The sequence below is a fragment of the Azospirillum sp. VT-I1 genome (assembly GCF_055698305.1).
The window spans coordinates 1,817,762-1,840,440 of record NZ_CP168800.1; the positions used below are offsets into that span (position 1 = coordinate 1,817,762).

24 protein-coding genes and 1 tRNA gene are annotated in these 22,679 nt (G+C 67.9%); 12 read left to right on the plus strand and 13 right to left on the minus strand.

The features are described 5' to 3' along the window. The first annotated feature begins 416 nt into the window (after positions 1-416). Positions 417-2,240, plus strand: coding sequence for a phosphoenolpyruvate carboxykinase (GTP) (locus AB8P05_RS08775; RefSeq protein ID WP_472757669.1), 1,824 nt, complete (start codon positions 417-419; stop codon positions 2,238-2,240). A 279-nt stretch (positions 2,241-2,519) separates the two neighbouring features. Further along, on the plus strand, positions 2,520-3,314 hold the full coding sequence (locus tag AB8P05_RS08780) for a DUF1003 domain-containing protein (RefSeq protein WP_472757670.1): 795 nt from the start codon (positions 2,520-2,522) through the stop codon (positions 3,312-3,314). Positions 3,315-3,335: 21 nt separating this feature from the next. Here the strand turns inward: AB8P05_RS08780 and AB8P05_RS08785 are convergent, their stop codons facing one another. Further along, on the minus strand, positions 3,336-4,568 hold the full coding sequence (locus tag AB8P05_RS08785) for a hypothetical protein (protein WP_472757671.1): 1,233 nt from the start codon (positions 4,566-4,568) through the stop codon (positions 3,336-3,338). 501 nt (positions 4,569-5,069) lie between these two features. Here AB8P05_RS08785 and AB8P05_RS08790 point away from each other — a divergent pair. Then, a complete protein-coding gene (locus AB8P05_RS08790) occupies positions 5,070-5,324 on the plus strand; it encodes a DUF1289 domain-containing protein (protein WP_472757672.1) in 255 nt (84 codons plus the stop codon). On the opposite strand, the gene AB8P05_RS08795 is transcribed toward AB8P05_RS08790, so the two are convergent. The 8 genes from AB8P05_RS08795 to AB8P05_RS08830 all read right to left on the minus strand — a co-directional run bounded on the left by AB8P05_RS08795 (position 5,308) and on the right by AB8P05_RS08830 (position 10,557). Further along, positions 5,308-5,544, minus strand: coding sequence for a hypothetical protein (locus tag AB8P05_RS08795; protein WP_149223793.1), 237 nt, complete (start codon positions 5,542-5,544; stop codon positions 5,308-5,310). The two genes, AB8P05_RS08790 and AB8P05_RS08795, sit on opposite strands and share 17 nt — an antisense overlap. Positions 5,545-5,682: 138 nt before the next feature. Next, positions 5,683-6,126, minus strand: coding sequence for a ferritin-like domain-containing protein (locus AB8P05_RS08800; RefSeq protein WP_472757673.1), 444 nt, complete (start codon positions 6,124-6,126; stop codon positions 5,683-5,685). 101 nt (positions 6,127-6,227) lie between these two features. Next, positions 6,228-6,815, minus strand: coding sequence for a YgjV family protein (locus tag AB8P05_RS08805; RefSeq protein WP_472757674.1), 588 nt, complete (start codon positions 6,813-6,815; stop codon positions 6,228-6,230). Positions 6,816-7,433: 618 nt separating this feature from the next. Further along, the gene (locus tag AB8P05_RS08810) at positions 7,434-7,712 is read right to left on the minus strand and encodes a hypothetical protein (protein WP_455172859.1); all 279 of its coding nucleotides are present in this window, start codon (positions 7,710-7,712) and stop codon (positions 7,434-7,436) included. A gap of 189 nt (positions 7,713-7,901) precedes the next feature. Further along, positions 7,902-7,975 (minus strand) — tRNA-Gly (locus AB8P05_RS08815). A 47-nt stretch (positions 7,976-8,022) separates the two neighbouring features. Beyond that, positions 8,023-8,937: a lysophospholipid acyltransferase family protein gene (locus AB8P05_RS08820; protein WP_472757675.1), complete on the minus strand. Its 915-nt coding sequence runs from the start codon at positions 8,935-8,937 to the stop codon at positions 8,023-8,025. Between the two features lie 7 nt (positions 8,938-8,944). Next, on the minus strand, positions 8,945-9,823 hold the full coding sequence (locus tag AB8P05_RS08825; RefSeq protein ID WP_472757676.1) for a GNAT family N-acetyltransferase: 879 nt from the start codon (positions 9,821-9,823) through the stop codon (positions 8,945-8,947). A gap of 320 nt (positions 9,824-10,143) precedes the next feature. Then, complete coding sequence (locus tag AB8P05_RS08830; protein WP_014249126.1) at positions 10,144-10,557, minus strand: Ros/MucR family transcriptional regulator; 414 nt, start codon at positions 10,555-10,557, stop codon at positions 10,144-10,146. Between the two features lie 89 nt (positions 10,558-10,646). Between AB8P05_RS08830 and AB8P05_RS08835 the strand changes: the two genes are divergently transcribed. Further along, the gene (locus tag AB8P05_RS08835) at positions 10,647-10,901 is read left to right on the plus strand and encodes a sulfurtransferase TusA family protein (RefSeq protein WP_455172862.1); all 255 of its coding nucleotides are present in this window, start codon (positions 10,647-10,649) and stop codon (positions 10,899-10,901) included. A gap of 3 nt (positions 10,902-10,904) precedes the next feature. On the opposite strand, the gene AB8P05_RS08840 is transcribed toward AB8P05_RS08835, so the two are convergent. Together AB8P05_RS08840 and tsaB are read right to left on the minus strand one after the other, a co-directional pair. Beyond that, complete coding sequence (locus tag AB8P05_RS08840; RefSeq protein ID WP_472757677.1) at positions 10,905-11,375, minus strand: GNAT family N-acetyltransferase; 471 nt, start codon at positions 11,373-11,375, stop codon at positions 10,905-10,907. After that, positions 11,372-12,118, minus strand: a complete 747-nt coding sequence (gene tsaB, locus AB8P05_RS08845; protein ID WP_472757678.1) for a tRNA (adenosine(37)-N6)-threonylcarbamoyltransferase complex dimerization subunit type 1 TsaB — start codon at positions 12,116-12,118, stop codon at positions 11,372-11,374. The genes AB8P05_RS08840 and tsaB overlap by 4 nt, the downstream gene beginning before the upstream one ends. Before the next feature lie 210 nt (positions 12,119-12,328). Here tsaB and ddpX point away from each other — a divergent pair, with 210 nt between their 5' ends. The 3 genes from ddpX to AB8P05_RS08860 all read left to right on the plus strand — a co-directional run bounded on the left by ddpX (position 12,329) and on the right by AB8P05_RS08860 (position 14,811). Then, positions 12,329-12,877 carry a D-alanyl-D-alanine dipeptidase gene (gene ddpX, locus AB8P05_RS08850; protein ID WP_472757679.1) on the plus strand — a complete coding sequence of 183 codons (549 nt, stop codon included), beginning with the start codon at positions 12,329-12,331 and terminating at the stop codon, positions 12,875-12,877. Positions 12,878-13,082: 205 nt separating this feature from the next. Further along, complete coding sequence (locus AB8P05_RS08855) at positions 13,083-14,135, plus strand: polysaccharide deacetylase family protein (protein ID WP_472757680.1); 1,053 nt, start codon at positions 13,083-13,085, stop codon at positions 14,133-14,135. Between the two features lie 118 nt (positions 14,136-14,253). Beyond that, entirely contained in the window at positions 14,254-14,811 is a 558-nt protein-coding gene (locus AB8P05_RS08860; protein ID WP_455172867.1) for a hypothetical protein, read from the plus strand. A 40-nt stretch (positions 14,812-14,851) separates the two neighbouring features. Here the strand turns inward: AB8P05_RS08860 and AB8P05_RS08865 are convergent, their stop codons facing one another. Continuing rightward, positions 14,852-15,055, minus strand: coding sequence for a hypothetical protein (locus AB8P05_RS08865; protein WP_455172868.1), 204 nt, complete (start codon positions 15,053-15,055; stop codon positions 14,852-14,854). 622 nt (positions 15,056-15,677) lie between these two features. Between AB8P05_RS08865 and dnaK the strand changes: the two genes are divergently transcribed. The 5 genes from dnaK (at position 15,678) to AB8P05_RS08890 (ending at position 21,715) form a co-directional block, all read left to right on the plus strand. After that, positions 15,678-17,594, plus strand: coding sequence for a molecular chaperone DnaK (dnaK, locus tag AB8P05_RS08870; protein WP_455172869.1), 1,917 nt, complete (start codon positions 15,678-15,680; stop codon positions 17,592-17,594). A gap of 148 nt (positions 17,595-17,742) precedes the next feature. Beyond that, positions 17,743-18,894: a molecular chaperone DnaJ gene (gene dnaJ, locus AB8P05_RS08875; RefSeq protein WP_455172870.1), complete on the plus strand. Its 1,152-nt coding sequence runs from the start codon at positions 17,743-17,745 to the stop codon at positions 18,892-18,894. A 396-nt stretch (positions 18,895-19,290) separates the two neighbouring features. Further along, positions 19,291-19,584 carry a hypothetical protein gene (locus tag AB8P05_RS08880; RefSeq protein ID WP_455172871.1) on the plus strand — a complete coding sequence of 98 codons (294 nt, stop codon included), beginning with the start codon at positions 19,291-19,293 and terminating at the stop codon, positions 19,582-19,584. A gap of 110 nt (positions 19,585-19,694) precedes the next feature. Next, entirely contained in the window at positions 19,695-20,264 is a 570-nt protein-coding gene (locus AB8P05_RS08885; protein ID WP_455172872.1) for a hypothetical protein, read from the plus strand. A 275-nt stretch (positions 20,265-20,539) separates the two neighbouring features. After that, positions 20,540-21,715: a GGDEF domain-containing protein gene (locus AB8P05_RS08890; protein WP_472757681.1), complete on the plus strand. Its 1,176-nt coding sequence runs from the start codon at positions 20,540-20,542 to the stop codon at positions 21,713-21,715. Positions 21,716-21,721: 6 nt separating this feature from the next. Here the strand turns inward: AB8P05_RS08890 and AB8P05_RS08895 are convergent, their stop codons facing one another. Next, positions 21,722-22,651, minus strand: a complete 930-nt coding sequence (locus tag AB8P05_RS08895) for a helix-turn-helix transcriptional regulator (protein ID WP_455172874.1) — start codon at positions 22,649-22,651, stop codon at positions 21,722-21,724. Positions 22,652-22,679: the final 28 nt, after the last annotated feature.

Here is a 22,679-nt window from a genome sequence, read left to right on the forward strand (position 1 = left end):
AGAAGCCAACCGTCAGCCCGAACGACCAGCCGAGAGGTCGCTTCGACACGACCGGGCGCCGCACCAAAAACAAGAAGGCGGCGCCTGGGCACGCGCAACCAGGAGAACACTTCAGTGGACCATAACGGATCGACCCGTTTCCCGTCCGGGCCAATGGCCCCCAGACCTGTCGCCTCAGGGCCGCCCTTTGCACCGTTTCGTCGCCGCGCCTGCGCGGTGCCGCCGATCCCGGCCGGCCTCCGGCTTCGCCGCCCGTTCGGACCGGCACCCCGCTGACCGGGCCGCTGATCGGGCCGCCGATCCGGCGGACGTTTTCCATCTGACACGACAACGGACAAAGACGGCCGGACCGGCCGCGGGATCCCGATGGGGGATACCCGGCGCGGCGGTACCGGCCCAGCCTTCGAGAGGACGATATGACTGGCAATATGCGGACGCGGAACAAGAAGCTCCTGGCCTGGGTCGAGGAGATCGCGCTGAAATGCAAACCGGAGCGCGTTCACTGGTGCGACGGCTCGCAGGAGGAGTATGACCGTCTCTGCAACGAGATGGTGGAAGCCGGCACCTTCATCCGCCTGAACGAGGCCAAGCGCCAGAACTCCTTCCTCTGCCGCTCCGATCCGGGCGACGTCGCCCGTGTCGAGGACAGCACCTACATCTGCTCGAAGACGCGCGAGGAAGCCGGTCCGACCAACAACTGGATGGACCCGGAGGAGATGAAGGCCAAGCTGGACGGCCTGTTCGAGGGCTGCATGCGCGGCCGCACCATGTATGTGGTGCCGTTCAGCATGGGGCCGCTGGGCTCCGACATCTCGCACATCGGCGTGCAGATCTCCGACAGCCCCTATGTCGCCGTCAACATGCGCCTGATGACCCGCATGGGCCAGAAGGTGCTGGACATCCTGGGCGACGGCGATTTCGTCCCCTGCCTGCACTCCATCGGCGCGCCGCTGGAGCCGGGCCAGAAGGACGTTCCCTGGCCCTGCAACGCCGACAACAAGTACATCGTCCATTTCCCGGAAGAGCACCGCATCGTCTCCTACGGCTCCGGCTATGGCGGCAACGCGCTGCTGGGCAAGAAGTGCTTCGCGCTGCGCATCGCGTCCTCCATGGGCCGCGAGCAGGGCTGGCTGGCCGAGCACATGCTGATCCTGGGCGTGGAAAGCCCGACCGGCGAGAAGACCTATGTCGGCGCCGCCTTCCCGTCGGCCTGCGGCAAGACCAACTTCGCCATGCTGGTCCCGCCGAAGGAGTTCGAGGGCTGGAAGGTCCGCACCATCGGTGACGACATCGCCTGGATCAAGCCGCAGCCCGACGGCACGCTGCGCGCCATCAACCCGGAGGCCGGCTTCTTCGGCGTCGCCCCCGGCACCAGCGTGAAGTCGAACCCGAACGCGCTGAAGACGCTGGACCACAACGTCATCTTCACCAACGTCGCCCTGACCGACGACGGCGACGTGTGGTGGGAAGGCCTGACGGAGGAGCCGCCGGCCCACCTGATCGACTGGCAGGGCAAGGACTGGACCCCGGGCTGCGGCCGCGTCGCCGCCCACCCGAACAGCCGCTTCACCGCCCCGGCCGCGCAGTGCCCGTCGATCGACCCGGCCTGGGAGGATCCGGCCGGCGTTCCGATCAGCGCCTTCATCTTCGGCGGCCGCCTGTCGAAGACCTTCCCGCTGGTGTTCGAGGCCTACAACTGGCGCGAAGGCGTCTATTGGGCGGCGACCATGGGTTCGGAAGCCACCGCCGCCGCCGTCGGCCAGGCCGCCATCCGCCGCGACCCGTTCGCCATGCTGCCCTTCTGCGGCTACAACATGGCCGATTACTGGAACCATTGGCTGTCGATGGAAGGCAAGGTGGAAAGCCTGCCGCGCATCTACCGCGTCAACTGGTTCCGCAAGGACGAGAACGGCAAGTTCGTCTGGCCGGGCTTCGGCGACAACATGCGCGTGCTGAAGTGGATCGTCGACCGCGTCCGCGGCCGCGCCACCGACGTGGCGGAATCGCCCTTCGGCTACTCCCCGCGCTACCAGGATCTGAACTGGTCGGGCCTGAACTTCCCGGCCGACAAGTTCGCCAAGATCATGGACATCGACCGCAAGGAGGCCGAGGCCGAGGCGAAGGACCAAGAGGAGCTGTTCAACCGCTTCGGCGACCGTCTTCCGACGGAAATCGAGCAGCAGCGCATCGCCCTGCTGAAGCGGCTGGAGAACAGCCCGGACGTCTGGCGCATCGGCTGACCGGCCGGAACCGTCTGCAGGTAAGGATAGGGGCTGCCGCGAGGCGGCCCCTTTTCCTTAGGCTGGCGACAAGGATGAACCGCCTGTCATCTTGGACCGGCCAAGGCGGCGGCCAACGAGGTCTCGCGCCGCCGCAAGTCTCCAGCCGTTGCAACGTTTTCTTCTCTCCGCCGACTCCCTGCGAAGCCCTGCGGGTTTGCAGCGATTTAACAGGCTTGTCGCAATCCTCGGGCATAAAGTCGGCCACCCCGGTCCGCGCATTCGAGGGAGGGCGACATCATGACCGACCATCAGCTTCCGCCGGAGGACGGCGACGAATCCGCACGGCCGACCCCCGGCGCCGGCCAGGAGGATGTAGGCCAGGAGGACACCGGCCCGTCGGCGTCCAAGCGCCATCCCTGCGCCATCAGCGGCAAGCGCCGGCCCAAGCGCGACCTGATCGCGCTGGACGCCCTGCGCCCCAGCCTCGCCGACCGAATCCGGCTGGACCACCCGCATCTGGAGCCGGACTCGCAGATCAGCCGGCAGGAGCTGGCGCGCTACCGCTCGCTCTATGTGGCGGAGCTGCTGCAGGCCGAACATGGCGAACTCAGCGAACTGGACCGCGAGGTCGCCGAAAGCCTCGCCCGCCACGAGACGCTGGCCGAGAACCCGGAGGAGGAGTACGACGACCGCCGCACGCTGGGAGAACGGCTGTCCGACGGTCTGGCCAGCTTCGGCGGCAGCTGGGCCTTCCTGATCTCCTTCGCCTTCTTCCTGGGCGTGTGGATGATCGTCAACATGCTGGAAGGCGATGCGCGGGCCTTCGACCCCTATCCCTTCATCCTGCTGAACCTGGTGCTGTCCTGCCTGGCCGCCATCCAGGCCCCGGTCATCATGATGAGCCAGAAGCGGCAGGAGGCGAAGGACCGGCTGCGCTCCGAGAACGACTACCGCGTCAACCTGAAGGCAGAGCTGGAAATCCGGCACCTGCACGAGAAGATGGATTACCTGATCCAGCGCCAATGGCAGCGGCTGACCGAAATCCAGCAGCTGCAGCTCGAGATCATGCAGGAAAAACGCCTGCGCAAGTGACCGTTCGCCGGTTGGGCGGCGTCAGCGCTTGCGCTTGCCGTCCAGTTCCAGCATGCCGCGCAACGCCGCGATGGTCTTGCTGAGCGGCGTCGGATCGACCGGCTTCACAGGCGCCGCCTCTTTCCCGGCAGGGGCGGGCGGCTCGCTGCGAGGCGGCGGGCGCGGCTTGCCGGCACGCGGTTTCGGCGGCGGGGCGGGAGCGGGAGCCGGTGCCGGGGGCTCGGACGCCACCTCCTCCTCGATCAGGCCGCGCAGGGCCTTCATCGCCTCTTCAATCTCGCGTTCCTGGGCGGAGCGGCGGCCGGCCGGCGGCGGTTCCGGCTCCGGTTCCGGCACGGCGTCGAATCCGGGGAACGGATCGTCCTCCCGGCCGATCGCCGCAGCGGATGTCCTGTCGCCGTCCGCCTTGCCGACGCCCTTTTCCGCAGCGGCGGGCGGCTTCCGCGGCAGGGACGGGGGCGGGGCGTCTTCGTCCGGGTCGTTGGCCGCGTCCTCGATCATCGACCGCAGGGCGGCGAGGGTGCGGTCGAAGCCTTCCTCATCCTCCGGAGGGGGCGGCGGGCGCTGGGCGCGGCGTTCGGCGCGGTGCTGGTCGAAGTCGAGCGGTTCGTCGGCCGGAACCGGTGCCGCGGGCTTGACCGCTTCCACCGCCGGCCGGGCGGCCGGCTTTTCCGGATCGCGGATGGCGAAGGACAGGATCTCCTCGTCCGACGGCTCCTCATCCTCATCGGCGCCGTCCGCCGTGTCGCGCTCGTCCCCCTCCATCCGCCAGCGGTCGGGTTCGGAGTCGCGGTCGTCCCAATCCTCCTCGAAATCCTTGCGCACCAGGACCTTGTGGGAGAAGACCGGCGGCCCGTCCTCGTCCTCCCGCCCGTCGATGTCGTCTTCCGTCCCCGGCTGCTCGAAACGGCGGGCGGCTGCCGGCGGACGGTCGTCGGGTTCGTCGTCCTCGCTCCAATGGGCCTGGGCCAGCAGGCGATGCATCGCCGCCAGCGTCTCGTCCCCGTCCTGATCGGGCCCGCTCTGATCGGAATCGGCGGCAGGAAGCTTGTCGCGGACGGTCTCCTTCCGGGCGGGTCCGGCCGGCGGTGGCGGGGCGTCCCAATCGCCATCCACCGGATCGCCGCCATCAGGACCACTGTCATCGACAGAGTCGTCGTCCGGTCTGATCGCACCCAGCCGCGCCGCCATGTCCGCCAGCGAGACCGGCTCCCACAGCGGAGCGGTTCCGTTCTCCCCCGGACCGTCGGCCACCAGATCGGACAGCGGAAGTTCCGACAGCGGCCTGCTGCGCGGCGGAGCAGGGGGAGGCGGGGGCGGAGCGGGGGCTGCGCCGGCGCCGTCTGGCTTTCGCCGCGCAGCGAGGCGAGCAGTCCGTTCAGCGCCGCCAGCGGGGCGTCGAAGGACGGCTCCTCGTTCGCGGCATCGAAGGAGGCGGCCGGGGGAGCCGCCAGGATCGGCCGGCTTTCGATGTCGCGGGAGTCGCAGCGCGAGCAGCGGTAATGCGGCGCGATCGACAGCACCGGATAGTTGGGGCCGAAGCGCCGTTCCAGCATGGCACGGGGAAGCACGCCGCCATGCCCGCAGGCGCGGCAGCGCAGTTGCACGTCGGCGTCGATGTCGCGGAGGAACAGCATGCGGGCCATGCCGCGCAGTATAGCGGCGGCCCTGCGGCTTTCCCATCCCATTCGGGAGAGAGGCGGCTCCCGCAGCGCAGCGCTTGCGGCAACGCGGCAGCCTTGGCACAGTCGCGCCATGACGCAAACGCCTCGCGACGAACAGGTGCCATCCCCCTGCATCCGGCTCTGCACGCTGGACGAACGGGAGGTCTGCGTCGGTTGTTACCGGACGCTGGACGACATCAGGCTTTGGAGGGATCTCGATCCCGCCGGGCGCCTCGCGGTGCTGGACGCGGCGGACCGGCGTCGTGCGGCGGCGGCGGCGGCGGGGACCGGGATGTCGGGTCGGGTGCCGGCGGCGGCGCCCGGCCGGGTCACACCGCGCGGGTGACGGTCAGCCCCTGTTCGGACAGGCTGTCGAAGACGTCCTTGAACTTCCGCAGATAGCGGGAGCGGTAGGCGTCGAAATCGGCGGCAATGGCCGCCTCGGCATTCTTGGACTTCTTGAATTCGGCCACGCGGTGGGCATTCTCGGCGTGGTAGAGGGCGAAAGCGCCCTTGGTGACCAGATCGTTGCCGGACTGGTCCGCTTTCTGTTTGTCGCTGTTCATCAATCCATGTCCAGGTGGAGCCGACATCCGGCCACCAAAGCCGGATGATCGGCGGGGCGTTTGGTCCGGCCATCGGGCGGGACCACGGATGGAAAGCCTACGCCCGCTCCGGCGCCCCCGCAATGCTGCGACGCACCATCATGCCACCACCCCGCGCAAGGCCGCCATGCGGTCACGGTCGACGCGGATGCGGTCCAGATGCTGGGCGATGACGGCGGTGATGGGCAGGGGAAGCTCCTTCTCCATGGCTTCGTCGTAACGGCGCAGGCATTCGGTTTCGCCGCGTTCGACCTCCGCGATGATGGCGGCGCGGTCATGGCCCATCACGGCGGATTTCAGTTCCAGGAAGAAGCGGTGGGCACCGCCCAGCATGGTGCCGCCCATGTCGGGCGCCCCGCCCTGTTCGGCGACCAGACGCTGGATCTCGCGGACGATGGCGCCGCGCTGGGCAGCCAGATCGTTGAAGAGAGCCTTCAGATCCTCGTCCTCGGCGCTCTCGGCGGCCTGCCGGTAACCTTCGTGACTGTCCTCGACGATGCGGATCAGGTCATTGAGCGTATCGACGATCTGGTCTTTTTCCATGACGGCAGGTCCTCCCAAACATCCCCTTCGTTGCCACAACCCTGCCGTGGTGCCGAATGTTCCCGTATCCCGCCGGGAGCAATCGGGTTGCACCGGTGGCCTTAAGCCGCCGCCTCGGAAACGGCACGGCTCCCGGGCCGGTGGCCGGGCAGCCGCCGGAAGGCCCCGGCCCGCCACAGGGCGATGCCATGTCCGGTCAGCGCCATCGCGTCCGAGACCAGCCCGAAGATCGACCCGGCCAGCAGATTGTGCCCCGAGCCGACCAGTGTCGCGCCGACGAAGAACAGCCGCATCCGTCCGACCGCGCTCTGCCAGCGGCCGAGCGTCGCCAGCAGGAAGCCGGTCGCCGACAGCGCCGACATCGGCCCCTGCCAGGTCAGCGCCGCCACCGCCAGCGCGCCCGGAACGGTCGAGGCATAGACCAGACCCAGCAGCCGCCCCGGCTGCCGCCGGCAGCGCACGGCCATCTGGACCAGTCCCAACGCGCACATCAGCATGCCGGTCCACGCCCCCAGCAGCAGGAAATGCAGCAGGAAAAGCGTGGACGCAGCCGCCTGCGCCAGCAGGATCGACCGCCGTCCGCCGAGCAGGGTCGAGAGGGTGCCGGCCATCAGTCCGGCAATGCCGGTCGCCGCGACGGGAGAAATGGCGGTAAAGGTGGGAAGATAATCCAGTAGAAATGCCGTCATGGAGCGCCTTCGCACGAAGAACATGCCGCAATGCAGCGAAGGCGGCGGACGCTAGTCTCCGACGGTTAACTGGTTATGAACGGCGATGTGACCGGAAACAGACCAAAAGATGACCGCTCCATGACCCCCGACAATTGGGGAATGCAATGATGTGAAGCTTGCGGATTGCGGCAGTGATTATTGTGTGTTCTCTGCGTGGACGCCGGTCACCAGAAGGTTTTGAGCCGCCTGCTCGCGCGGCGGGGCAACGATTTCGGGTTGGAACCTGTCCATCCTTGTTGTTGGCAATGCAACAGGACGGCGGCATTCTCCCCCGCCGGGACCGCGTTGTTATCGACGCCTATTCATGCGGCCGGGCCGTGATCGGGGGATCATCGCAAATCAGGGGAAAGACCATGGCGCTGTACGGACGGCATCCCGCCTCGCTGGGATGGGAACCGAAGCCGAAATCGGCCAAGACCGGCGCCGCGCGCCCCCATGGCGCCCATTCCGGGCGGGCGGCGCGCAACGGTCCGCTGTGCTGCGCCTGCGGGCGGCCGATCCGCACGGGCGATCCGCATTGGGCCGGTCATGGCGACCAGCGCCCTTGGCATTACGCCTGCGCCGAGCGGGCGGGCCTTACATGGTCATGGGCCTCGCGGCCGTCCGTCCCCCCTCTTCCCGCCGCGGAGATGGATTGACCGCGGCATTCCCGTCTCTGCCACTCATCGGAGCGGCGGCGGCCGATCCGGCCAGGGCCTCTTCACGGCCGCGGCGATAGGCGTCGCGCTCAGCCTCCAGGATGGCGTCCGCCAGCCGCCTCTCGAACTCGCGCTCCACCAGGGCGGAGAACAGGTCGATGCGGAAGCGCGCCTGCAGGGACCGGCTGAGCCGGCGCGCTCGTTCGATTGGCTGCATGGGCGTTCCCCTTCGGTCGGACGGACGGTGCCGTCAGCCTCAAGGATCGCAGCCGGCCCGGCAACCGCCCCATCGGCGAAGCGCCAACGCAAAAGAGAGCGCCCATCCGCGCCCACCGGCACGGACCGCCCGACCATCAGCATCGAATTTTCAAAAGGGAGAAGCGCAGGCCGCGGACTATGCGGCGTTTGGAGCGGGTGAAGGGAATCGAACCCTCGTCGTAAGCTTGGGAAGCTTCTGCTCTACCATTGAGCTACACCCGCGCGCCCGCTGTTTATAGGCGACCGCCGCGGCGGATACAAGAGCGGAATCAAGCACTCCCGTGCGCGGGATCGCTGATCGGCGAAGCGGCGGCCGGAGTGGCGGAAACCGGAGCGGAGACGGCAGCCGGCGCAACCGTGTCCTTGGCCCGGACCGGGGCGTCGGGACGGCCGGAGATGGCGCGGGCGACGCCGTCGGCGACCACGCGCTGGCAATGGTCGGCCAGGGCCTTGCGGCTGGAAAAGCCGTCGATGGTCACCGGCGGGTGGAACTCCACCTCAATGGTCATGCCGCCGAGGCGGAAGGCCTGCCACAGGTGCGGCACCAGATCCATGTCGCCGTACCACGCATAGAAGGGGCGGAAGGCGACGCCCATCGGGATGCCGTCAAGCCGGGTGGCGGCGACGCTGACCGGCTGCACCGTCAGCGGACGGCCGTCAATGCGGCGGGCGGCGACGGCGAACAGGGCGGTCTTGAAGGGCAGGGTGCGGTTGCCGTCGCTGGAGGTGCCTTCCGGGAACAGGATCAGGCTGTCGCCGGCATCCAGGCGGCCGCCGATGTCGTCACGCTGCTTGTCGACCGAGGTGCGGGCCTTGCGCTCCACGAACACCGTGCGCTGAAGCCGGGCGAGCAGGCCGAAGAAGGGCCAGGTCCCGACCTCCGTCTTGGCGACGAAGGAACCGGGGATCAGCGACCCCAGCACCGAAATGTCCAGGTAGGAGGAGTGGTTGGACACGAACAGCACCGGCCCGCCGGCCGCCTGTTCGCCGCGCACCACCACCTCCAACCCCATCAGACGGGTGCAGACGCGGTGATAGAAACGCGGCAGGGTGCGGCACAGACGCCAATCCCGCGCCACGGCCAGCGCCTGGAGCGGGATCAGCAGCAGGGTCCACAGCAGGTACAGGCTCAGGCGCAGGGCCCCGCGGCCGGAGGATCCCAGGGCGCGCGCGGTCGGAGTCATGGTCGCCTCAGCTGCCCTGGGCGTCGCGGCTGCGACGTTCGTAATGCTTGAAGTACTTGTCGGTGATCAGGTCGGTCTTCACCACGATGCAGACGTCGGTGGTGTTGAACTGATGGTCGATGACCGCACCGTCGCCGATGAATCCGCCCAGGCGCAGATAGCCCTTGATCAGCGGCGGCAGGATGTTCAGGGCCCGCCGGGGATCGATGTGGTCCTTCGGCATGCGGTCCAGCGACACATGGCGTTCCGGCAGGGCCGTCGCCCGCAGCTCCGGCGGCGCCAGATGATGGTGGTACAGGTAGGACAGCGGCTCCGCCAGCGCATCGGGATCGGTGCCGGGCAGGCTGGCGCAGCCGAACATCAGGGCGATGTCGTACTGGAAGACATAGGCGGCGATGCCCTGCCACAGCAGCTGCATGCTGCCGCGGGTGCGATAGCCGGCGTCGACGCAGGACCGCCCCAGCTCCAGCACCTCGCCGGGATAGTCGGCAAGCCGGCCAATGTCGTATTCGTCGCTGGAATAGAAGCGCCCGACCTTCTCGGCGGCCGGCCGGCGGATCAGGCGATAGGTGCCGACCACCATGTCCGGGCCGTTGCCGCGCGCATGGTCGATCACCAGCAGATGATCGGCCACATCGTCGTAATCGTCGAAGTCGCGGCCCTGGGCCTGCATCGCGGGGGAGGGGATCGCCGCCATCTCTTCATAGAAGACGCGGTAGCGCAGGGCCTGCGCCCAGTCGATCTCATCCGCCGACCGGGCCAGCCGCACCTCCAGCGTGCCCAGGCGGATGCCGTCCATGAGCCTGCCTGAGACGGCTGCATCGGAGCCGGCCGCGTCCGGGCTGGTCCGGGTCATGTCCGGCTGGTCCAAGCTTGCATCAGCCATGTCGACGGTCCGCTGCGGTGGTTCGGGACGATGCGCCGCGCGGCCGTCCCCGCCGGGGCCGGAGCGGCCACGTCGGGACGAACAGCGTCGCACGCAGCGCAAGGCATAACACGATCAGCCGGTTCCCGGTCAACCGACATCGTATGGCGCCGCGGGCCGGGCAGAACCGGCGTCCGCGGTCGCGCAGGCGACGGCGTCGGGGCATGGGCAAGGGGGAGGGGGAGGGGCGGCAGCCTGGCGGGAAGAGGGTAAGGGAGGAGGATGGGCCGGAGCGGGGGCGCCGCAATCGGCATCCGCCCGCCCTGCGGAAATCCCTACCCTCAGGCGCCGCGACGGGCGCGGGTGCCGAGGCCGATCTGCTTGGCCAGCGAGCTGCGCTGGCGTGCGTAGTTCGGCGCGACCATCGGATAGTCGGCCGGCAGGCCCCAGCGATCACGGTATTCTTCTGGGGTCATATTGTACGCCGTCTTCAGATGGCGCTTCAGCATCTTCAGCTTTTTGCCGTCTTCCAGGCACACAATATAGTCCGGCGTGACCGACTTCTTGATCGGCACTGCGGGCTGCGGCCGCTCCTCCGCCACCACCGGTTCGGTGCCGACATTGGCCAGCGACTTGTAGACCTGCTCGATCAGGGTCGGAAGATCGGTCAGTGCGACTGTATTGTTGGAGACATGCGCCGCCACGATCTCCGTGGTCAGAGACAACAGCGCGTTGGAAGGGGACCCGTTGCTCATGTAAGCTTGCTCCGCGGCATTCGTACCTCACCATATAAAGAGGTTTTCTGCGGCGTGCAATATCCATCCTTTGGAACAAAGAGGAATCGGTGACCGAAAAAAGCTCCACAGACTTGTTTCTCGACATCACCTCGCAGGTTTGTCCGTTAACCTTCGTCAAGACCAAGTTGATGGTGGAACGGATGGACGCGGGGCAGACCCTCGAAGTCCGGCTGAATGCAGGCGAACCCTTGGAAAACGTTCCACGATCCTTGATGGAGTTGGGTCACAGCATTCTGTCTGTCCACCCCGAACGATTGGATGAGCCGGACGGAGTCCACCGCCTGATCGTGCGGAAAAATTAACCCCTATGCCCCGTCGAGATTGCGGCGCAGGACAAGCGCCGCGACCCGGCCATCAGGTCGTTTGTAGTATCCGGGGCGCCGTCCGACGGAAAAGAAGCCGCAGGCCTTGTATAGAGTCCATGCCGCTTGGTTGTCTTCGGCGACTTCAAGAAACAGCGCAGTCGCTCCCAGGTCACGGGCCCCTGCAACCGCGGCTTCGACCAGCAGGCGGCCGACCCCGCCCCGCCGGGCCTGCGGCAGCACGCCGATGGCCAGGATCTCCGCATCCTCCGCCGCGACGCGGGCCATGACGAAACCGACCGGCTGGTCGAGCGCGTCGAGCGCGATGACGGCGAAACCGGCGGGTGGGGTGGTCAAGGTGGCGACCGACGCCTCGTCCCACGGATCGTCCGGGAAGCAGGCCTGCTGCAGGGCGGCGACCACCCCGGGCTCCAGCGGGCCGGCCGGATGAAGCCTGACGGCGGGCGCGGTCACGGGGCGCGCCCCGCTGCGTCCTTCGGATCTGCCTTGGGAAGGGCCTTGCCGCCGGCCGCCTTCGGCAGGGTCACGTCGGGCGGACGGAGATAGAAGGGCTCGGCCGGCAGGCCGGTCGGACGGGCGGCTCCCAGCGCCGCCACCACCGCCGCGTCGGGCAGCCCGTCGCCCGCCGTCACCTCCAGCCCGGCCCGCCCGGCCAGCAGCGGGACCAGCGCCGCCGCCGCGTCGCCGGCCAGCAGCAGCGGCCCCGGCGGGCACAGCGCGTCGAGCCAGCCGGGGATCGCCGCCGGGTCGGGCATCGCCGGTTCCCCCAGCGGCGCCAGCGCGGCGTCGTAGAGCTGCAGGAAGGGCTCGGCCCGCCGGCTGTCGACGGCGACCAGCAGGAGACGCCCGGCACGCTCGGCCTCCGGCACGCCATGGGCGATGGCGTCGAAGCTGGTGATGCCGACCACCGGAAGGTCCCGCGCGACGGCGATGCCCCGCGCCGCGGCCAGCGCGATGCGCAGCCCGGTGAAGGCCCCCGGCCCGACGGTGACGGCGATGCGGTCGAGGTCGCCGAACCCGGCGCCGGCCTCCGCCAGAACCTCCTGCGCCAGCGGCACCAGCACCTCGGCCTGCCCGCGCGCCATCGGGGCGCTGCGCCGCACGGTGACGCGGGCGCCGCCCGTCAGGCCGGCCGTCCCCTCCCACAGCGCGGCCGAACAGCCGGACGTCGCCGTATCCAGACCCAGAACCTTCATCGCCCCACCTTCCTTGCGGCCGCCGCACCGGGTTTCCCCGCCGCGCCGGCCCGTCTTCATACGAGCCTGCCTTCACCATGGATTGCCCGCCGGACACAATCCCGCACCGGCGGCCGGCTCGGGCATGGCAGACCCGCGACCATGGCAGGCGCCGCCGGGGCCATGCTAGAGGTCGTGCCCCCTCCCAATACGCCGACGATTGCCCTTTCCATGCTGACCGAAATCGCGCCCCCGGCCTTCGACATCGACCTGGAGCTTCTCTACGCCACCGCCGACAACCTGTCGGGCGCGCCGATCTACCGGTCGGCGGTGTGCCTGCTGCACCCCGACGCGGCCCGTCGGCTGACCGAGGCCATCCGGCTGGCGCGCGGCATCGGCTGCCGGTTGCGGGTGTACGATGCCTTCCGCCCGGCGGAGGCGCAATGGCGGCTTTGGCACGCCTTTTCCGATCCGACCTACATCGCCGACCCGCGGCTGGGCTCCAACCACACCCGCGGCGTGGCGATCGATCTGACGCTGGCCGATGCCGCCGGCGTGCCGCTGGACATGGGCACCGGCTTCGACGCGATGACCGAGCGGTCGCATCACGGCCGCAGCGACCTGACGGCCGAGCAGCAGCGCAACCGCGCCATGCTGCTGGGGGTGATGGTCGCCGCGGGCTGGGAGCACTACCCGTCGGAATGGTGGCACTACCAGCTGCCGGACGCCGGGCGCTATCCCCTGCTGACCGATGCCGCCGCCGGCGGGCGGCTGATGTAAGGGAAAGGCGGCGGAAAGCGCCGCCCGTATCGGGACGTATCGGCGCGTGTGCTACGGATCACGCGTTCCATTGTTGCACGCGCGCACCGCATCGCTGCCCTCAGCGGGAAAGTGGCGGTCCGCGCTTGTTCCCATGGCGGGGAGTGTGGCACATCCTTTGCGTCGGGGCGGAGGTCGCCCCGGCCAGCCTATTCCGCAGGGCGCCATGCCGTTCCGTCGTGCCGTCAGGGTTTTCGCCGCCGCCGCGCTGTCCGCCTGGACCGCGCTCGTGCCGGCGTCGCGGCCGGCCATGGCCGACTCGGCCGCCGCGCCGGGCGCCAGCGCGGTCGTCTTCGCCTATGACCGCTTCGGCGAGGACCAGAACCCGTCGATCAGCATCCGCATCGATCAGTTCGAAGCCCATCTGGACGAGCTGACGGACGGCGAATACCGCGTCCTGCCGCTGCCCCGGATCCTGGATGCCCTGCGCACCGGCAAGCCGCTGCCCGACCGCACGGTCGCCATCACCATCGACGAGGCCAGCCGCTCCGCCTTCACCGAGGCGTGGCCGCGGCTGAAGGCGGCCAACCTGCCCTTCACGCTGTTCGTCGCGACCGACCCGGTGGACCGCGGCTCCCCCACCCACATGACCTGGGCCGAGATCCGGCAGCTGGCGGCGGCCGGCGTCACCATCGGCGCGCTCGGCACCTCCACCCAGTCGATGCTGGCGCGCAGCCCGGAGCAGCTGGCCGCCGACCTGCGCCGGATGTCCGACCGGTTCCAGGCGGAGCTGGGACGGCGCCCGACGGTCTTCTCATACCCGCAGGGGGAATATTCGCTGGCGGTGCGGCAGCTGGTGATCGACCAGGGCTTCACCGCCGCCTTCGGGCAGCAGTCGGGCGTGTTGCACCCCCAGGCCGATCCCTGGAGCCTGCCGCGCTTCGTCATGAACGAGACCTACGGCAGCGCCGACCGGTTCGAGCTGGCCGCCAACGCCCTGCCGCTGCCGGTGTCGGACCTGACGCCCGACGACCCGCTGGTCACCGTCAACCCGCCGCCGCTGGGCTTCACCATCGCCGACGGGGTGGGCGACAGCTCCAAGCTGGCCTGCTTCGCCACCGGGCAGGGCCGCACCGCGCTGGAACGCATCGCCGAGGACCGGGTGGAGGTCCGTATCAGGGATCCCTTTCCGCCGGGCCGCGCCCGCGTCAACTGTACCCTGCCGGCCGCCGACGGACGCTGGCGCTGGCTGGGCGTGCAGTTCCTGATCCCGGAATGACGGCCTGAGGGTTTGCCCGAGGGTTCCGATAGGGCATTGGCGACGCGCCCGGCGGCGCCTATGGTGCCGGCCCCGGCGCGCCGTTGCGGCGCGTGCGGAGAATCTCCGGGAGGGAGCGATGACGCAAGGCCCCCACACGCAGGACGGACATCTGACGAACGGACCGGGCTCCGACATCGGCTGGGCCGATACGGTGCGCTTCCGCCTGCCGCCGGGATGGGCGGTGGATGTGGAGGAGCATGAGGGCCAGCCTGTCGGCACCTTCCGGCCGCCGCCGCCGGCCGCCGGCGTGCTGCGGCTGGTGACCGACCGGGTTGCGCCGCGGCCGGAGTCCGGCGGTGTGGCCGGCACCCTGCAGGAGATGGCCCTGCGCTTCGTCAGGCCGCAGGATCCGCGGGCCGGCGACCGGACGGTGGAAAGCCGGGCCGACGGCGCGGTGATCGCCCAGGCGATGATGCGAACCGAAGAGGACGGCCGGGCCGAGACCCACTATCTGTGGCTGGTTGGCGCGGAACGCGCGGAGGCGGCAGGAACCGTGGCGGGAACCGTCGCGGGGGCGGTGGCCGCGGTCGCGATGTTCAGCTTCGCGCTGCCCGCCCTGATGGATGGCGACGATTCCTGCGCCGAAATGCTGGGCCGGATCGACGACGCCATCCGCAACGCGGAGATACTATAGGGACCGGCGGCCGTCCCGGCCGGAAAGCCGGGATGGACGGTCAGCAGTGACCGGCGCCGGTGGCCATCAGCGCCTTCAGGTGGACGGCCTTCGGATCGTGGGCGACCGCCGCCTCTTCCGCGGCCAGGGCGGCGAGGCTGATGAAGCGCGCCAGATCGTCCAGGTCGCAACGCGTCGCGTCGCTCATCAGGCTGTCCAGGCAGGACTTGATGGCCAGGGCCACATCGCGTCGTTCGTCCATCATCGCGCTTCCCTTTCACACCTGTGTGACCAGCATTGCATGGAACCGCATGCTGTGGTGGCGACGATGGAAACGTCGCCGACCCGACCCCTTGCGGTCATCCCCCATAGCGCAAAGGAGATAGCATATTCCCTTTGGGTTTTCACTAATTGATTCGCAGTTCCATGAATAAACACAGCAACCGCGAATTGATTGGAAGCAGCTTTGCACGCCGTTGCTTGTTAATGAAAGGTTAACTTCAGAAGATGGTTTGCTGTCGAACCATTATTCACTTGTAACGCTTGTGACGAGTTGAATCAGAAGCGATGAATATCGGGATATTCATCTTCTCGGAACTGAATACACCGGTATTCTACTGCCGGACGACGGCGATCGGCAACGCCTGCGGGAAGGAGGAGACGGCCGCGTTTTTTCCCCGCTTTTGCGGGCCGAAAGGCGCGCCACCCTGTTGCAGCCCGAAACGGCTCCGCCTATATCTCCGCCAGCACGGGCAGGACCCCATGGATCGCAACTCCATGGGCCAGACCCCCAAGCGCTCCACCGACGTTTCACCGACCCAATGGGGATCGCGGCGGTGCCGGACCAGACGGGCCGCCACGCATCTGCCGAACGAAAGAGGCTGAACATGAGCAAAGTGATTGGTATCGACCTCGGCACCACGAACTCGTGCGTCGCCGTGATGGAAGGCGGCAGCGCCAAGGTGATCGAGAACGCCGAGGGCGCGCGGACCACGCCGTCCATGGTCGCCTTCAGCCAGGGCGGCGAGCGGCTGATCGGCCAGCCCGCCAAGCGTCAGGCGGTCACCAATCCGGAAAACACCCTCTTCGCGATCAAGCGTCTGATCGGCCGCCGTTTCGACGATCCGCTGACGAAGAAGGACCAGGGTCTGGTTCCCTACCGCATCATCTCCGGCGACAACGGCGACGCCTGGGTCGAGGCGCACGGCAAGAAGTACAGCCCCAGCCAGATCAGCGCCTTCATCCTCACCAAGATGAAGGAGACCGCCGAGAACTATCTGGGCGAGAAGGTCACGCAGGCGGTCATCACCGTCCCGGCCTACTTCAACGACAGCCAGCGCCAGGCCACCAAGGACGCCGGCAAGATCGCCGGCCTGGACGTGCTGCGCATCATCAACGAGCCGACGGCCGCGGCGCTCGCCTACGGCATGGAGAAGAAGGGCACCGGCACCGTCGCGGTCTATGACCTGGGCGGCGGCACCTTCGACATCTCCGTGCTGGAGATCGGCGACGGCGTGTTCGAGGTGAAGTCGACCAACGGCGACACCTTCCTGGGCGGCGAGGACTTCGACAGCCGGGTCATCGAGTATCTGGCCGACGAGTTCAACAAGGAGCAGGGCATCGACCTGCGCAAGGACAAGCTCGCGCTGCAGCGCCTGAAGGAAGCTGCCGAGAAGGCGAAGATCGAGCTGTCGTCGACCACGCAGACCGAAGTCAACCTGCCCTTCATCACCGCCGACCAGACCGGTCCGAAGCACCTGAACATCAAGCTGACCCGCGCCAAGCTGGAAGCCCTGGTGGACGACCTGGTGCAGCGCACGATCGAGCCCTGCAAGGCGGCCCTGAAGGACGCCGGCCTGAAGGCCAGCGAGATCGACGAGGTGATCCTGGTCGGCGGCATGACCCGCATGCCCAAGGTCATCGACGCGGTGAAGCAGTTCTTCGGCCGTGAGCCGCACCGCGGCGTGAACCCGGACGAGGTGGTCGCCATCGGCGCCGCCATCCAGGGCGGCGTGCTGAAGGGCGAGGTCAAGGACGTCCTGCTGCTCGACGTCACCCCGCTGTCGCTCGGCATCGAGACGCTGGGTGGCGTCTTCACCCGCCTGATCGACCGCAACACCACGGTCCCGACGAAGAAGAGCCAGACCTTCTCGACCGCCGAGGACAACCAGAACGCCGTCACCATCCGCGTCTTCCAGGGCGAGCGCGAGATGGCGCAGGACAACAAGATGCTTGGCCAGTTCGATCTGGTCGGCATCCCGCCGGCCCCGCGCGGCGTGCCGCAGATCGAGGTGACCTTCGACATCGACGCCAACGGCATCGTCAGCGTCACGGCGAAGGACAAGGCGACCGGCAAGGAGCAGCAGATCCGCATCCAGGCATCGGGCGGCCTGTCGGACGCCGACATCCAGAAGATGGTGAAGGACGCGGAGGCCCATGCCGACGCCGACAAGAAGCGCCGCGAGCTGGTCGACGCCCGCAACCATGCCGACGCCCTGATCCACACCACCGAGCGGACCATCAAGGAGAACGGCGACAAGATCCCGGCCTCCGACAAGACCGCCGCTGAAGCTGCCGTCGCCGAGCTGAAGTCGGTGCTGGACAGCGAGGATCTGGACGGCATCAAGGCGAAGACCGACGCGCTGGCCCAGGTCTCGATGAAGCTGGGCGAGGCGATGTACAAGGCCGGCCAGGGCGAGGCCCCGGCTGCGGGCGGCGAGGCGCCGGGCGCCCAGCCGAACGAGCCGGGCGTCGTCGACGCCGACTTCGAAGAGGTCCAGGACGACAAGAAGAAGTCGGCCTGATCCGGCCAGCTTCTTTTTGATACGGACCTGACGCGAGCATCGATGGCCCGCCGCCTTTTCCCGGCGGCGGGCCTTCGGTATGCTGGGCTCAGGCTCCGGCACGACGCGGACAGTTTGGACCAGAACGACTCAAAGGCGGTCGGCCCCCATGGCGAAACAGGATTATTACGAGCTGCTCGGTGTGGCGAAGAACGCCAGCGCGGATGAGCTGAAAAAGGCTTATCGCAAGATGGCGATGCAGTACCACCCGGACCGCAACCAGGGTGACAAGGACGCCGAGCAGAAGTTCAAGGAAATCAGCGAAGCGTATGACGTCCTGAAGGACGATCAGAAGCGCGCGGCCTACGACCGGTTCGGCCACGCCGCCTTCGAGGGTGGCCGTGGTCCGGGCGCGGGCGCCGGGGCCGGCGGCTTCAACTTCGACTTCGGCGGCGGCGGCGGCTTCGCCGACATCTTCGACGAGATGTTCGGGGAGTTCATGGGCGGGCGCCGCGGCGGCGGCGGCGCGTCCGGCCGCGGCCAGGACCTGCGCTACAACCTGGAGATCGGGCTGGAGGAGGCCTTCAAGGGCACCCAGACCACCATCCGTGTGCCCACCACCGTGCAGTGCGACAGCTGCAACGGCTCCGGCGCCGCGGCGGGAACTCAGCCGATCACCTGCCCGACCTGCCAGGGCCACGGCAAGGTGCGGGCGCAGCAGGGCTTCTTCACCATCGAGCGGACCTGCCCCGGCTGCCACGGCGCCGGCAAGGTCATCAAGGACGCCTGCAAGAACTGCGGCGGTTCCGGCCGCCTGCGCAAGGAGAAGACCCTGCAGGTCAACATCCCCGCCGGCGTGGAGGACGGAACCCGCATCCGTCTGGCGGGCGAGGGCGAGGCGGGATTGCGCGGGGCACCGGCCGGCGACCTCTACATCTTCCTGGCGCTGGCGCCGCACCCGATCTTCCAGCGCGACGGCGCCAACATCCATTGCCGGGTGCCGATCCCGATGACCACGGCGGCGCTCGGCGGTTCGGTGGAGGTTCCGACCATCGACGGCACCCGCACCAAGGTGACGGTGCCGCCGGGCACCCAGTCCGGCCACCAGTTCCGCATCAAGGGCAAAGGCATGTCGGTGCTGCGCAGCGCCCAGCGCGGCGACATGTACATCCAGGCGGTGGTGGAAACCCCGGTGAACCTGACCAAGCGCCAGCAGGAGCTGCTGCGCGAGTTCGAGGGCGCCGGCAAGGAAGGATCGAACCCGCAGTCGGAGGGCTTCTTCGCCAAGGTGAAGGAGCTTTGGGAAGACCTGAAGGACTGATCTGCACGAGGCCGTCGGGTCGTCACGGACTCCGCTCGAGCTTTCGCCAATCGGGGGTGCAACCGCTGTTGCACCCCTTTTTGCTTTTAAGACTCCGGCGCTCAGGCACATTCAGTTGTATGAGATTTAATAATTCCCCGCTATTTCATTTATATGTATGGTGATAGCAGCTTAATAGTAACCCGATTCGGATTTTACGCGTGTCTTGTGTGTGACTACTTTCTACATATTTTCACATAAAGAAATAAAGTACTGACTTAAGGTTATTATCCGCAATGATTTAATCTACTTTTGGATGTTTCCTTGCGCAATTATTCTCTCAAAATCGTGTGAAAGTTGATCGCCATCCTTTATCCGATAAAATCTGTTCGTCACAACCAACCTGGAGACGAACAAATGTCTGCTTGCGCCATGCTCTCCTACAACAACGTCACCCCCGCCGCTTGGCAGTGCGCTGTCCAGGCTGCGAAGGCCTATGGTGTGAACATCACCTCCAACAGCGGCAGCGCGACGGTGTCGGGTTTCACGATCCAGTGGAACTACAACCCGACCAACAGCACCGCGACGGTCCAGTGCACCGACAGCCCGTTCTGGGCTCCCTGCTCGGTCATCAACAGCAAGCTGAACGATGCCGTCGAGGCCTGTCTGACCCAGAATCAGATCACCATGACGGCCATGGTCGAGGCCTGACGCTGACGCCAGCCGCGTCATCGCCGGGGGAGGAGGGTCACCGCCTCCCCGGCCCGCCTTCAATCGAAGACGAAGCGAGCGATGCTTGCCACCGCCTCAACGGAGCAGCGATGACCGACGCCATGGCTGAAACCGGCATGCCACCGCAGCAGCCGGCCGAACCGGATGCGCTCGACGGTATCGAGGATCGGCAGTCCCTGGGCAAACAGCTGGCCGCGGCGCTGGAATGGCCGACGGAGTTGCCGGAGGAAATCGTTCACCGGGCGGCCAACGACCGCTTCTTCCTGCATCAACTGATTGGCAACCGCCGATCACCCGAGATTCTTGCGACACTGATCGGTCCGCCCGACCAGCCGCCACGCCCTTGGCGCACGCCGCCATCCTCGCCGGAGATGATGCTGCGCGCATCCGCCGCCCTGCTTCGTTGGGCGCGGGCCGGCTTCGGCACGGTCGACCGGGAGACCTTCGAACGCCGGCAGGCCGCCTGCCGGGCCTGTCCTAACCTGACCGCCCCCGGCGACCGCATCGTCCATAAGCTGTTTCCGGCCGGGAAGGACGGCCGGGTCTGCGATCTTTGCGGCTGCGCCGTCGAACGCAAGGCGCAATTGCCGACCGAGGATTGCCCCGCCCCCGATCCTCTGGATCAGAGCCGCACGCGCTGGGGCGACCCACGGCCCTAGGGGCCGTCAGATGCACATCCAAGCATCTGAAGGGCTCCCAGCTCTTGGCTTATTGCGTGCGGTTCACGCTTCGGACGATTCCGTCCACCCCCATCCTGACTCCACCCCACTTCGGCATCGCCGCGGACGGCAGCGCATTTTGTCGCGGCTTCCGGCAGCCATCAAACCCAATGGGTGTATGAAACACGTTGCCGGACGAAGCACGCGCGTGTAATCACCCATCATGGCTATTCCTTTGGCGACATGCCCGGCCGATGCCGGGGGCAGGCGGCCGAATGCGGGCTGACAGGCTCCTCGCCGCCCTGCTCGATGCCTTCGTGCAGGGCGACGAACTGCCCACGCTGATCCATCCTGCCGGCCATACGCCGATCCTGCAGCGGCGGCGCGCCGCGATGATCCAGTCGCGCGTGCGGATGGTGGCGCTGGTCTTCGGCATCCTGACGCCGCTGTGGATCGCCATCGACGTGACCGTCTTCGAATGGTCGCTGGCGGTCTGGCTGATCGTCCTGCGCCTGACCGCCAGCGCCGCCTTCCTGGCGCTCGCCTTCGACCGCCGGTCGTGCGAGGACATGGCCTGCGCCTGGTGGCGGCTGGCGGCGCTGCTCGCGATCCCGACGCTGTTCTTCGCCATCTCGCACCCGCTGCTCTACAACCAGGGCGTCGACGACCTGCGCATCGCCGTCAGCGCCGGCTACGGCTATTTGCCCTTCGTGATGGTGGCGGGGCTCAGCGTCTTTCCGCTGACCGCGCTGGAAGGCGCCCTGTTCGCCACCCCGATGCTGGGCGCCCATCTGGCCGCCGGCTTCTACGGGTCGCTGGTGATGCCGTTCCCCTCCTACATCAGCGCGCTGTGGCTGCTGGCGCTGATCGCGGTGGTGGCGACGCTGGCGGCGATCAGCCAGCTGCATTTCATGGTCGCGCTGCTGGAGCAGGCGGCGCACGACGCGCTGACCGGCGCCTTTTCCCGCCGCATCGGCGAGGAGTTGCTGAAACTCCAGGTCGCCCATGCCGAGCGGACGTCGCAGCCGCTGACGGCGATCTTCGTGGACCTGGACGATTTCAAGGCGGTCAACGACCGTTACGGGCACGAGGAGGGCGACCGGGTCCTGCGCCATGCCGCCAACACCATCCGCAGCCTGCTGCGCCAGTCCGACGCGCTGGTCCGCTGGGGCGGGGAGGAGTTCCTGATCATCATGCCCGACACACCGACGGACGGCGCGATGATCGCGGTGGAGCGGATGCGCCGCGCCGGTTTCGGCAAGCGCCCGGACGGCAGCCTGCAGACCGCCAGCATCGGCATCGCCGAACAGACCGCCGACCGCCCCGCCGATTGGGAAGCCCTGGTGGAGATGGCCGACCAGCGCATGTACCGCGCCAAGCAGGACGGCAAGAACCGCGTCATCGGACCGGGCAGGGACGGCGCCGAGCCCTGGGACAGCATCGTCGCCTGACGACCGTCAATCCTGCCCTCCGCCCGACGGAGCCGCTTTCCGTTCGGCTTCGATCCTCCGGCCGACCAAGCTGCGGATCCGCTCTTTCACCTGCTCGTCCAGCGGATTGTAGACCATCAGGCCAAGGTCCGGGCGGCCGTCGACGGCGAAGGCCGAATACTCCATCCGGACGCTGCCGAGCTGTGGATGCAGGAGGTGCTTGGTGCCCTCGCTGGGTGCATACACGTCGGTCTCCCTCCAGAAGGCGGCGAAGTCCGGGCTGGCCCGGCACAGCTCTTCGACCAGGCCGGTGACCTCCTTGGCGGCGCCGGCCCTTGCGGCATCGACACGGAAGGCGCCCACCAGAAAGCGCGCCATGCTTTCCCAGTCCGCCTGCTTGGCGCGGATCGACGGATTGCAGAAGACGAGACGCAATATGTTCCTCTGATCGGCCGGCAGGGTGCCGTAGTCGGTCAGGACAATCGCCGCGGCGTGGTTCCAGGCGACCACGTCCCAGGTCGCCGTCTTGATGAAGGCCGGACAGGCGTCGAAGGCATCCAGCAGCCGCTGCAGACGCGGGCTGACCCCGTCCACCGGCCTGTACCGCAGTTCCGGCGGCCGCCCGAGCGCAAGGACGAACAGATGCTCGCGCTCCAGATCGGTGAGCATCAGGCCGGCGGCGATGCGGTTCAGCACGTCGGCGGATGGCGCGCCGCCGCGCCCCTGCTCCAGCCATGTGTACCAGGTCGGACTGATGTTGGCGCGCTGCGCCACCTCCTCCCTGCGCAGTCCCGGCGTACGGCGGCGGCCCGAGAAGCCGAAGGCCGCCGGATCCAGCCGCATGCGGCGGTCGCGCAGGAAGGCGGCGAGCGTGTTGGTCTTGCCGACCTGTTCCGGGACCTCCTGCGTTCGATCCGGCTGTTTCGGCTCTTTGTTCTGCTTGGGCTCCGGCGGCATGAGCGATCCCGGCAATGGGCGTATGCTG